At 31.9% G+C, this 10,981-nt stretch carries 8 protein-coding genes; 5 read left to right on the top strand and 3 right to left on the bottom strand.

Annotated features, from left to right (window positions below; all coding sequences use genetic code 11):
• Nucleotides 1–14: 14 nt before the first annotated feature.
• From H6578_00755 to H6578_00740, 4 genes are all read left to right on the top strand, one after another.
• Entirely contained in the window at nt 15–428 is a 414-nt protein-coding gene (locus H6578_00755; GenBank protein ID MCB9225684.1) for an ATP-binding protein, read from the top strand.
• A 2-nt stretch (nt 429–430) separates the two neighbouring features.
• Entirely contained in the window at nt 431–862 is a 432-nt protein-coding gene (gene ybeY / locus H6578_00750; protein MCB9225683.1) for an rRNA maturation RNase YbeY, read from the top strand.
• A gap of 77 nt (nt 863–939) precedes the next feature.
• Nucleotides 940–2,802: a tRNA uridine-5-carboxymethylaminomethyl(34) synthesis enzyme MnmG gene (gene mnmG, locus H6578_00745; GenBank protein MCB9225682.1), complete on the top strand. Its 1,863-nt coding sequence runs from the start codon at nt 940–942 to the stop codon at nt 2,800–2,802.
• The gene (locus H6578_00740; GenBank protein ID MCB9225681.1) at nt 2,802–4,361 is read left to right on the top strand and encodes an Ig-like domain-containing protein; all 1,560 of its coding nucleotides are present in this window, start codon (nt 2,802–2,804) and stop codon (nt 4,359–4,361) included. The genes mnmG and H6578_00740 overlap by 1 nt, the downstream gene beginning before the upstream one ends.
• Here the strand turns inward: H6578_00740 and H6578_00735 are convergent.
• Nucleotides 4,351–6,009 carry a glycerol-3-phosphate dehydrogenase/oxidase gene (locus H6578_00735; protein ID MCB9225680.1) on the bottom strand — a complete coding sequence of 553 codons (1,659 nt, stop codon included), beginning with the start codon at nt 6,007–6,009 and terminating at the stop codon, nt 4,351–4,353. The genes H6578_00740 and H6578_00735 overlap by 11 nt on opposite strands.
• Nucleotides 6,010–6,230: 221 nt before the next feature.
• Here H6578_00735 and H6578_00730 point away from each other — a divergent pair, with 221 nt between their 5' ends.
• On the top strand, nt 6,231–7,364 hold the full coding sequence (locus H6578_00730; GenBank protein MCB9225679.1) for a M28 family peptidase: 1,134 nt from the start codon (nt 6,231–6,233) through the stop codon (nt 7,362–7,364).
• A gap of 601 nt (nt 7,365–7,965) precedes the next feature.
• Here the strand turns inward: H6578_00730 and H6578_00725 are convergent.
• On the bottom strand, nt 7,966–9,276 hold the full coding sequence (locus tag H6578_00725; GenBank protein ID MCB9225678.1) for an AMP-binding protein: 1,311 nt from the start codon (nt 9,274–9,276) through the stop codon (nt 7,966–7,968).
• Nucleotides 9,270–10,919, bottom strand: a complete 1,650-nt coding sequence (locus H6578_00720) for an acyl-CoA--6-aminopenicillanic acid acyl-transferase (protein MCB9225677.1) — start codon at nt 10,917–10,919, stop codon at nt 9,270–9,272. The genes H6578_00725 and H6578_00720 overlap by 7 nt, the downstream gene beginning before the upstream one ends.
• Between the last annotated feature and the right edge of the window lie 62 nt (nt 10,920–10,981).

Raw genomic sequence — 10,981 nt, 5'->3', positions numbered from 1 at the left:
TAATTTGCCAGCAGATGTCAGAAGGGATAAAGGACATAATAAAGTTTAATTCTACTCCGGAGAATTTAAGTATAGTAGAAAACTATATTGACAAAGTGTGTGTAGAGCATAATATTGGGCCAGATGTTTATGGAAACATATTAATATCTATTACCGAAGCCGTTAATAATGCCATATATCATGGCAATGAAAATGATGAAAGCAAGTTTGTTTTATTGCAGTATAATATAGATAATGGTTTAAGGAAAATAAGTTTCATTATAGAAGATGAAGGAAAAGGTTTTGATTATGATAATTTACCCGATCCTACATCGCCCGATAATTTAGCTACCATAGGTGGCAGGGGAGTTTTTCTTATTAAACAATTAGCAGATTGGGTTATTTTTAATGACCAAGGTAATATTATAGAACTACAGTTTAAATATTAATCTTGAAAGAGGTTATTTTTTATAATCAGCATTCCCAATTTAATTTTAGTAATGATTTAATTTATGCTAAAGGACTTTTGTGTGTTCTTAATAAAGAATTAAAACTTAAAGAGATTTCTATAAATGTGGTATTATTAAGTGATGATGGTTTGTTACAAATAAATAAAGAGTACTTAAATCACGATTATTATACCGATATTATAACTTTTCCCTTAGAACAAAGCAATGAAGTTTTAGAAGCAGAATTATATGTTTCTGTAGATAGAATAGAGGATAATGCTAAAACTAATTCAGTAGATTTTTTAGTGGAGTTTAAAAGAGTTTTAGTGCATGGCGTGTTGCATTTATGTGGGTATAATGATAAAACCGATGAAGAAATAAAAACCATGCGACAAAAGGAAGATTATTATTTATCGTCAGAATGTTTCACGTGAAACATTCTTTTTTCATTCGCTTATATGTTTCACGTGAAACATATAGTTTGTATATCTTTGTGGCTTAAAAATTAAGGATGTTTCCAGAATATGATGTAATAGTGGTAGGTGCGGGTCATGCAGGCTGTGAGGCGGCAGCGGCAGCGGCTAATATGGGTTCTAAAGTATTGCTAATAACAATGAATATGAATACTATTGCTCAAATGAGTTGTAACCCAGCCATGGGAGGAATAGCTAAAGGGCAAATAGTAAGAGAAATAGATGCCTTGGGTGGATATTCTGCTATTGTTTCTGATGAATCTATGATACAGTTTAGAATGTTAAACCGCTCTAAAGGTCCTGCTATGTGGAGTCCCCGAACCCAAAATGATAGAATGCTCTTTGCTGAAAAATGGAGATTAATGTTAGAGCAAACTCTCAATGTTGATTTTTGGCAAGAAATGGTGGTGGGTTTATTAGTAAAGGATAATAAAATACAAGGCGTAAAAACTCAATTAGGTTTAGAAATAAAATCTAAAACAGTTGTGTTAACTAATGGAACATTTCTAAATGGATTAATTCATATAGGCTCTAAAAATTTTGGTGGAGGTAGAGTGGGAGAACGTGCTGCTACGGGAATAACAGAGCAGTTAGTTCAATTAGGTTTTGAAGCCGGAAGAATGAAAACAGGAACACCGCCACGCATAGACGGTAGAACCATAGATTATTCTAAAACAGAAATACAAGCTGGAGATGATGAAATAGTAGGTTTCTCTTATTTAGATTCTAAAAAACCAAGTAAGCAGTTGCCTTGTCATATTTCATATACCAATACAAAAGTGCACGATATTTTAAAAACAGGATTTAAAGATTCTCCATTATTTAACGGAACAATTAGAGGGAGCGGGCCAAGATATTGCCCTTCAATAGAAGATAAAATAGATAGATTTTCTGATAGAGATAGACACCAACTTTTTATAGAGCCGGAGGGTTGGAATACTGTAGAAATATACTTAAACGGTTTTTCTTCGTCTTTAGCAGAAGATGTACAATACAAAGCATTAAAATTAATACCCGGTTTTGAAAATGCTAAAATGTTTCGCCCCGGTTATGCCATTGAATACGATTTTTTTCAGCCAACGCAGTTGTTTAATACCTTAGAAACTAAATTAGTAAAAGGCTTATATTTTGCTGGTCAAATAAATGGCACCACAGGGTATGAAGAAGCAGCTTGCCAAGGTTTAATGGCAGGTATAAATGCACACAATAAAGTGAAGAAAAAAGAACCTTTTGTGCTTACAAGAGATGAAGCTTATATAGGAGTGCTTATAGATGACTTAATAAATAAAGGCACAAAAGAACCTTACCGAATGTTTACATCAAGAGCGGAGTTTAGGCTTTTGCTACGTCAAGATAATGCAGATGTAAGATTAACGCCTATGGCTAATAAAATGGGTTTAGCTTCAAATGATAGATTGCAAAAAGTGCAAGAAAAACTTAAAGGTTTAGAAGAAATAGAGGCTTTTGTTAGAGAATTTAGTGTAGAACCCGAGCAAGTAGATACTTATTTAGAAAGTATAGGAAGCAAAGCTTTAAACCAAAAAATGAAGTTAGATAAAGTATTGGCTCGCCCTAATGTTACGCTTCATGATTTAAGAAAAAACATAGTTGAACTTGATAATTTTTTAAATAACTATAACACTCAAACTATAGAAACTACAGAAATAGATATGAAATATGAGGGCTACATTAAAAAGGATCAAGAATTGGTAAGGAAAATGAAAAATTTAGAAAAAATAAAATTAAAACCCGATTTTAATTACAATGCTCTAAATTCTTTATCGGCAGAGGCGGTAGAAAAACTGAGTAATATAAAACCAAAAACATTGGGGCAAGCCAGCAGAATAAGTGGTGTTTCTCCTTCTGATATTTCAATATTGATGGTTTACTTAAATAAATAATGAAAAACGCATTTTATATAATACTGTATTTTTTATTGCTTTATGCTTGTGCTAACCCTGTGGCTCCTACAGGTGGAGATAAAGATGCAGATGCACCGGTAATTAAAGCTCTTAGTCCGGCTAATGGAACTACTAATGTAAAAGAAGGAAAAATAATTATTCAGTTTGATGAGTATTTTAATTTCTCGCAGTCGGAAGAAAAAATATTTATAACACCACCAATGCCCGAAAAACCAAAATATACTATAAAAGGGAAAAGTTTAGTTATAAAACTTCCTGAAAATTTAGCCGAAAATACCACTTATAATATCAATTTTATGGGTGCTGTAAAAGATTATAATGAAGGCAATGAAATAGAGTTTTTTAATTACGTTTTTTCTACAGGAGCTACTATAGATTCTTCATCTATAAGCGGGCAAGTGAAAATGGCAATAGATAATAAACCAGTAGAAAAAGCTACAATAGGTTTGTATTTGCCTTCCGATACGGCAATTCTTACTAAAACTAAGCCCCGATATTTAGTGAAAACTAATGCTTCCGGGCAGTTTAAAGTAGATTATATAAAACCGGGTTATTATATAATAGCGGCACTTAAAGAAAATAACAACAATCTATTGTATGATGCTGAAAGTGAATTAATTAGCATACCTACTAATAGTATAGCTATAAATGGGAAAGAAGTTTTAGAACAGGAAATTTATATGTTTAGTGAGGAGCAAAAAACAAAGCTTGGGGATTATAAATTGCTAAAAAACAGAGAGGTAATTTTTAATTTTAATAAACCTGTAGAAAAGTTAAAGTTAAATACTGAATTGTATAACCCTAATGACAGATATTATTTTAATGGCTTAAAAGATACTTTGCATTATTTTGTTTCAGATACTTTATTAGAGGAAACGGAGTTTTATATTAACCTTGATGATGCAGAAAAGACAGATACTGTAAAAATTAATTTTTCTAAAAGTAAAATTGAAGGCGGTGTGCAGTTGATAAATGCAAATATTCCGGCTAATGATAGTATAAAAGTTAAGTTTCCATATTTGATAGATAATATTGATACCGGCTTTATTTATTTGCAAGATTCATTAAGTAATATTATATATAAATATAATATAAATAATAAAATCCTTTCCCTTTATGCTAATTTACAGGAAAATAATTTATATACTTTAGTTATAAACGAGGGAGCTATACATTATTTTAATGGCAAGCAAAATAAAGTTTCGCAAACCTTAGTGGTAAACACCACCGAAAAAGTAGATAAAGGCGATTTAATATTGACTATTGCTCAAAAAGAACAGTATCCTAATCCTGTTTTGCAAATATTAAAAGGGAAAATGATAGTTTATTCGCAACTCATTGATAATAAAGAACTTATAACTTTTACTGATTTAAGTGCAGGAAATTATACCATTAAAATATTTGCAGATTTGAATAGCAATGGAAAATGGGACACTGGAAACTTAAAGCAAGGTTTAGAAGCTGAAAAAATGCTGTTTTACAATGAAAATGTAGAGATAAAAGATAACTGGGATAAAGATTTAACTATTAACTTTTAAAAGTAAGAGCCAATTTCTCATAATATTTCACTCTTTCAATTTGCTCTGCTATTTCTTCATCAGAATATTTATGAAATGCTTTAACAAGCTCAGCCACTTCTTTTATATAAGGATTAATTTTCTTAATATCAAAATACATTTTTGAGCTTCTTCTAATGTAAAAATCTTCAAGTTTTAACACACACTCATTTTCTAAGCAATACTGCATTTCTGCAAGATGAAAACACAATTCGGGTTCTTTATTTTTTGAGAGAAACTGCTTATAAAAATCTATGATAATTGGAGTGTCGGTTCCGTATCTATAAATCCACTCTTTAATAACTTCTACTGTAATTTTGTGCTTAGTATTTTCTGAAGTAAGCTTAATAATTAGGTTTCTTATTTCTTTATTAGAAGAAAAATCAGAGCCATGAAGTTGCAAATTTTCTGTTTTACACTTTAAAGCAGTTTTTATATTATGTAGTTCAACTACTTTATTTACAATACGTTCTGCCATTTTTCGGTAGCCTGTTAGTTTTCCTCCGGCTATAGAAAGCAGTCCACTTTCGCTTTCAAAAATTTCATCTTTTCTAGAAAGCTCGCTTGGCGATTTTCCGTCTTCATAAATTAAAGGTCGCAACCCCGCCCAGCTAGATTCTACTTGAGAAATAGTAATATTAAGCTTTGGAAACATATTGTTTGTAGCTCTCAGTATATATTCCACATCGTCCTTACTGGCGTGTGGTTCATCTATGTTTTCGCTGTAAACGGTATCGGTAGTGCCCACATAAGTTTTCCCATGTCGCGGAATGGCAAAAACCATTCTATCATCTTCTTCTACATCAAAATAAACAGCCTGTTTTATAGATAAAATTTTATAAGGAAGCACTATGTGTACACCTTTAGTTAGTTGTAATCTTTTGCCTTTTAATGAGTTGTCTTTTTTGCGAATTAAATCTACCCACGGGCCGGTAGCATTTACCACTTGTTTGGCTCTTATTTCAAAAGTTTCGTTTGAAATATTATCTTTTATTTCGCCACCGGCAAAACGGTGATTTTCGTATATAGGACTAATAAACTTGGCATAATTAATACAAACAGCCCCTAATTCTACGGCTTTTTTAATTATTTCTATGGTTAGTCGGGCATCATCGGTTCTATACTCATAGTACAAACCGCCACCGCTTACTTTTTTACTATCAAGCAAAGGTTCAGCTTTTAAAGTGCTACTTTTAGATAGCATTTTGCGTCTTTCTTTGTTTTTTACGCCTGCTAAAAAATCGTAAACTAACAATGCCGCTGAAGTGCTGTAATAGCCTAAAGAACCATTTTCTACTATGGGAAGCAACATTTTTTCGGGTAGCACCAAGTTTCTGGCATTTTTGTGTACAATAGCTCTTTCTGTGCCTACTTCTTTTACTAAAGCTATTTCTAATTGTTTTAAATACCTTAAACCACCGTGTATAAGCTTTGTAGAGCGGCTACTGGTGCCCCAAGCATAATCGTGTTTTTCTATTAAGCAAACAGAAAGCCCTCTTGAAACAGCATCTAAAGCAATGCCGGCACCTGTAACACCGCCACCAATTACTAAAATATCAAATACTTTATTTTGACTTTCATTAATAAAATCATTTCGGGTATTGTTAGAAAAACTAAATTGATTATCCATTAAAAAATTAAAATGCAAAGATGATTAAACTATATGCTAAAAACAAGAAATACTAATTTTTTAAGAAAACCCTTTTAAAAATTATTACGTAAATTTAACTTTAAACAATTATTGGTCTATTATGAATATTCCTACGGCATTTCCCATTGTAAAACCCAAAATAGTTTAAACTATTTTGAATTAACAAAGTATTAATTATTTTTGTGTTAAACCAATAGTAAATGAAAACTTTTATTCAAGAAATAATTAAAAGGTTTGGAGGGCGATATGCCGGCTCCGATGCAGAGAAACAAGCACAACTTTTTGTAAAAGACAAATTAGACGCTTTTTGCGATGAGGTTTCTTTTTTACCTTTTAATTCAGCTTTAGAAGCTCATTTTCAGGCTTTAAAGCTTTTTATAGTTATTCATTTAATTGCTATAGTTTTAATTTTCTTTTATCCTACTTGGGCTTTTGTGTTAAGTGTGGTTAATGCACTATTGTTTATTTGTCATTTTGTTACATATAGGCATTGTTTAGATTTTTTATTTCCTCAAAAAGAATCTTATAATGTAGAGGGCGTAATAGAACCTACAGGAGAGCATAAAAAAACTATAATTTTTGCAGGGCATATAGATAGTGTTAAAGAATTTAAGTGGTGGTATAAATTAAAGTTTGCAGGTGCTGTTTTAACGGTAATATCATCTTTTTTATTAGCCTTAAGTCCTATATTTTTTGCATTAATAGTATTTAGCGGAGCTATAGTAAGCAAAATATTTTTAGTATTGTTGTTTATTCTTACACCAACAGTTTGGGTACTTTTTGATATGCACGGCAAAGAAGTGGTACAAGGGGCTAATGATAATTTAACGGGAGTGGCTTTGTCTTTTAGTTTAGGGAAATATTTTGCAGAAAATAAACCGCAACACACCCGAATAAGAATTATAAGTTTTGGTGCTGAAGAAATGGGATTAAGAGGTGCTTTTGCTTATGTAAAAGCCAACAAAAAAAGACTTTTAGAAGAGAATGCTTTACTTGTAAATTTAGATACCATAAAAGACAAAGAATATTTAACCATAGCCACTAATGAAACAAATACGCTTAGCTTTTTTGATAAAAATTTGATAAAAGAAATGCAAGATTCTTTTGAAGCATGCCATTTGCCTGTTAAAACTTTACCGCTTACTGTTGGTGCCAGCGATGCTTCGGCTTTTATAATGAATAAATTGCCGGCTTTATCATTAATAGGCATGACATCAGAAACATTAGACCCCACTTATCATACTCGCTTAGATAATTTAGACCACTTAGATGATACCGCCATGAAATTGACCAAAGAGGTAATGATTCATTTTGTAGAAAAGAGAGATAAATAATACAAAAGTTTTATAACTATCCGTTATTATACCAATAATTTATGCTTTAAGATAGCATCTTGAGACCTTTAAGTAATTATAATTACAGTTTGTAGTCTTTTACCTTTGTCTTGACACAAAGGTAACCAAAAGTCAAGACTGTAATCAAAAATACTAAAATGCCATAAAACAGACGAGGACAAATTAATGTATGCTCAATTTTAGTTTTCCTAAAGTATTTTCAATTGTAGGAGCATACTAATTTGTCTGTTTACTGTTTTATAATTTCATTCATTTTGGATGTCTGTTTTACATCATTTCTTAACGTATTTTTGATTAAGGTCAGATAAAAAGTGCACCTTAAGTTTGTAAGCGGGGCACCCATTAACCGAAAACTCCGTAAAAAATTAAACTGTTTGAAGAACGGAGTGATGAGTTTTTGATTTTTAAGAGTTGAGGTTATAATGGGTCGCTGAAAACTTAGTGCGATTCTTTTGTAACTTTTCTACTAAAGAAAAGTTAATGTAAAATACTTCATAGGTATCTTTACGGATAATCATAAAAAGTTTGTTATAAAGATATTAGTCTAATCTTATTTCTATTGTAAAGACAAATAATACTTCTACCTATTATCTACAAAAACGGTAGGTTTACGCAGATTTTTTTGTTGGTGCAGTGCTTGCACGGCTTCTTTAGTAGTTAAAACTACCTTAGGTTTTACACGCAGTTTTGCTCTTAATAATTCTGAGCATTTTGTTTCCAATCGTTTAGTGTCTTGTGTTTTACTGTATAAATGAATGATAATTTCATCGGTATCTAATTCGCTCTTTTTTACTTCTACGGCATAAAGTTGCACTTCTTCTATACTGTTTAATACTTCAAAAATAGCAGGAGGATATAATGTTGTGCCTTTGTATTTTATCATTTGGTTTTTTCTGCCTAAAACGGCACTTACTCTTTTGCTTGTTCTACCACAAGAGCATTTTTCATGATAAAAACGCACCATATCGCCAGTTTTAAAACGCAACAATGGCATTCCTTTAACACCAAGCGTGGTTATACAAAGCTCGCCTTCGGCATCTTCTGCGGTTAGCACCTGGTTGTTTTCGTCTAAAAGTTCGCTTATTATAAGCTGTGGATGTTCGTGTCCACCCTGTTGGGCGGTGCATTCCGTATAAGCCGTCCCCATTTCTGTAGAAGCATAAGTGGAATATAGTTTTACATTCCACTGCTCAACTATCTTTTTATGCAAAGCATTTGGTTTTAAACCTACATCTCTTATAGATTCGCCAATGCAAATTATCTTTTTTACACTTGTTTGGTTTAAATCAATATTGTTTTTTTGAGCATAATTAATTAGAGCATTTATAAAAGACGGAACAGCAATTAAGGTGTTGGGCTGTATTCTTTCTAAAGTATCTAACTGCAACTGCGGAATGCCAGACCCCACACGCACAATGCCACATTTTAAGTTTCTTATACCAAGATAATAAGCTAAACCTGCCATAAACCGCCTGTCTATAGTAGTAGTTAGCTGATAAATGTCTTCAGGTTTTCCGTTTGCTCCTGCCAACGAAATGGCTTCATTATATGCTAAGCGTTGCAAATCTTCTTCTGTAAGTGCTATAGTAACAGGCTCTCCTGTAGTGCCGGAAGTGGTTACATAATCTATAATTTTTGTTTTAGGCACACACAAAAAATCCATATTAAATGCCTGCAATTCTTCTTTGCCTATAGGCGGAATTTTGTGCAAGTCATTTATGGTTTCAATATCGCTCCAATTAACTTTATGGTTTTTAAAATGCTTTTGGTAAAATGTGGAGTTTTCTTTCAAATATGCTAATTGTTCTTTTAAGGCTTTGTTTTGCCATTCTTTAGCAGCTTTTGCAGGCACTTTTTCAAGTGTAGGAATTTCAAATAAGGGATTTAACATTTTAACAAGTTCTTTTCTATTCGGTTTTTCTCAAATTTAGTAGCAATTTTCAAATTTAAGGCTTTCTCAAAATACTGTTTGGCTTTTTGTTTTTTATTTTGTTGCAAATAGTAATTACCTACGGTTTCATACGCTAAAAACAATTTTGAATTTAGATTAATTAGTTGCTCCAATTTATTTTCATCTATTGTTTTTTTAAACTTAATAGCTGTTTTTATTTCTTTTTCTAAAGTTTTATAAGCCAAAAAATCTTGATATTGCTGTGTTTCTAAAAAAGCATCTTGAGGAATAACAGCTGCTTCTTTATATAAATTTTCGGCAGGATTTTCTTGAGCTTTTTCAAAAGCTTCTTTTAAATTGTAGGCTACCATAGTTCCCATGCAGTATGGATTGGCACTTACCCAAAAATCTAAAGTTTGAGGCTTAAAAACAATACCATGGTGTGCTGCCAACTGATTTATGGCACATTCATTTTGTATGCCTATATCTTCATTGTCTACACCTTTTATGTTTCTCAGTATTGTCACTGCTTGAGTTGGGTTTATTTCATTCTTGTTTGATAATAGTTCTTTAAGTCTTTCTTCTCTGTATGCAGAGCTAATGGTGTTTTTCCACTCTATATTTTCAGAAGTATTTGTTTTTTCCTCACTCAAATAATGGTTGGTACAAATTAACTTATTGCCTTGCATCATATATTTGGAAAGTGAATTAGGTTCTTTTTCAAAAACACAGGCATTATTATCTTGTGCCGAAACCACCAAAAATAATTCTGAAACAAAAGATTGACGTCTTTTAAGAATAGCTTCCGCTTCGGCTAAATTTTTTGCTTCTTGCATTATTTCTTTGGCAATAATAGAAACGGGCGTTCCTATTTTTAATCGCATTTTTGATTTTGCAGAATGTAAAACCACACACAAACCATGCTCATTCATGCCGGAAACCACACCTATAAAACCCGGCCACGAATAAGAAATATATTTATGTCCTCTTGTTGGATTAATAAAGTACAACACTTTTAACTCGTTAAATTTTTCACTGGGAGAAAAATCTAAATTTCTGGCTAAAAGTAAACTACCATCATCGGTTTTGCTATTATTTAGCACAAAAGAAGAGCAAGCCACTAAACCCATATTTTGCAGAGCATGACCAATATCGTGGGCCGCATGATAGTTTAAAACTCGCTGATAAGGTGGAGCTATATAATTGTACTCCGTAGGAGAAGAATAAGACAATCCCAACAATTCTTCTTTATATTCTTCTTTAAAAAAACGATGCAAGTTTCTATTCATTAAACCTACTACTATACGCAAAAACTTAACGTAAGTTTTAGAAGGCACTATATCATAAATGCTGTCAATAAAATTTTTTTCGTGTTGAGCTTTTAAAGGTTTAAGCACTTGCCCCATAGCATAGCCTCTTTCAAAAGCATTACCTTCGGTATAAACCTCATAAATTCCATATTTATTGGCTTTACAAAAAGTATTTTCAAAAAAGGTAATATCGTTTTTTACAACGGTTTTTTTGTTTACAATACTTTTATCTTGCACTTTAGGCAAAGGCGTATTTAAGGCTTGGTAAAACCAAAAAACCAAAACGGCAATAATTAAAATAGGAATAAGCAACCACCACATAATTGTATGCAAAAATACGTATTATACCAATTGTCAATTCAAAATAGTCTAAACTATTTTGAACATTACATAAT

It is taken from the genome of Chitinophagales bacterium (genome assembly GCA_020635995.1).
Classification (GTDB): Bacteria; Bacteroidota; Bacteroidia; order Chitinophagales; family UBA8649; genus JAFMKE01.
The sequence above is the reverse complement of the archived record's forward strand: the minus strand, read 5'-3'. Positions and strand labels throughout refer to the sequence as shown.

Bases quoted from the DNA above. Each gene is read 5' to 3' on its own strand.
- H6578_00725 (MCB9225678.1), bottom strand. From the start codon at position 9,276: ATGTTAAATCCCTTATTTGAAATTCCTACACTTGAAAAAGTGCCTGCA.
- H6578_00740 (MCB9225681.1), top strand. From the start codon at position 2,802: ATGAAAAACGCATTTTATATAATACTGTATTTTTTATTGCTTTATGCT.
- H6578_00735 (MCB9225680.1), bottom strand. From the start codon at position 6,009: ATGGATAATCAATTTAGTTTTTCTAACAATACCCGAAATGATTTTATT.
- H6578_00730 (MCB9225679.1), top strand. From the start codon at position 6,231: ATGAAAACTTTTATTCAAGAAATAATTAAAAGGTTTGGAGGGCGATAT.
- mnmG (MCB9225682.1), top strand. From the start codon at position 940: ATGTTTCCAGAATATGATGTAATAGTGGTAGGTGCGGGTCATGCAGGC.
- H6578_00755 (MCB9225684.1), top strand. From the start codon at position 15: ATGTCAGAAGGGATAAAGGACATAATAAAGTTTAATTCTACTCCGGAG.